A 931-nucleotide genomic window follows, 5' to 3' on the forward strand; every position below is an offset into this window, starting at 1 on the left:
TCGCTCCCACAGGTTATTTATGTTCATCCATGGAACCTGCCGCTGAAATCACCCGTCGGGCGCAACGCCCGGGCGTAGCAGAACAGGAACAGGTTTCGCACCAACTCCTTGAGCACCAGCGGTTCGCTGGAGTTGAGGCTGTTGAGGTCCAGGTCTCCCTGGTCCTGTAGCTCGTTCAAGGCTTCTTCTTCAAGTACCGCGCAGACTTCCCCGGTTTCCCGATGCAGGATCCTCAGGTAGGGATGTGGGCGGTCCAGCCAGGCATCGATCAAATAAGTCATGGTTCTCATCTCCTTGATGGGTTTGATGAGAATAATTCCTATTCGCTAAATAGCAAGTCTCTATTGGCGCAGCGATTGTTTTTCTGACGATGGGTCGTGATCGCTCGGATTGGCACGCAATGGCCGAACTTGCGCAAGACGGGGCTGAAGCGGGAAGGGCGGGGCGCCATCCCACGCGGGGCGCGGGATGGGGATACAGCAAGATCAGACTTTTCTGACGAACTCGGATTTCAGCTTCATCGGGCCGATGCCGTCGATCTTGCAGTCGATGTCGTGGTCGCCATCGCACAGGCGAATGTTCTTCACCTTGGTGCCGACCTTGACCACCAGCGACGTGCCCTTGACCTTGAGGTCCTTGATCACGGTGATGGTGTCGCCGTCCTGCAGGACGTTGCCGACCGAATCTTTCTTCACGGTGTCGTCGGAAGGCGCTTCAGCTTCGCCACTGGCGGACCACTCGTGGGCGCACTCCGGGCAGACCAGCTGGGTGCCGTCTTCGTAGGTGTATTCGGAATTGCATTTAGGGCAGGGAGGCAACGTGCTCACTAGGGTTCCTTGAGTATCAGGAGGGCAAAAGGGCGCACATTGTATAGGGTTTTGTCGCAAGGAGGGTGATACGGGGGGGCTTTGTGGCGAGGGAGCTTGCTCCC

2 protein-coding genes are annotated in these 931 nt (G+C 57.5%); both read right to left on the reverse strand.

What is annotated here, in order from left to right; translation table 11 throughout:
- Positions 1 to 23: 23 nt before the first annotated feature.
- The gene (locus OC610_RS28090; RefSeq protein WP_003205743.1) at positions 24 to 281 is read right to left on the reverse strand and encodes a PA4570 family protein; all 258 of its coding nucleotides are present in this window, start codon (positions 279 to 281) and stop codon (positions 24 to 26) included.
- A 204-nt stretch (positions 282 to 485) separates the two neighbouring features.
- Positions 486 to 827, reverse strand: a complete 342-nt coding sequence (locus OC610_RS28095; protein ID WP_030140290.1) for a zinc ribbon domain-containing protein YjdM — start codon at positions 825 to 827, stop codon at positions 486 to 488.
- Positions 828 to 931 lie beyond the last annotated feature (104 nt).

Origin of the sequence: Pseudomonas agronomica, from assembly GCF_025917275.1 — a bacterium.
Taxonomy (GTDB): domain Bacteria; phylum Pseudomonadota; class Gammaproteobacteria; order Pseudomonadales; family Pseudomonadaceae; genus Aquipseudomonas; species Aquipseudomonas agronomica.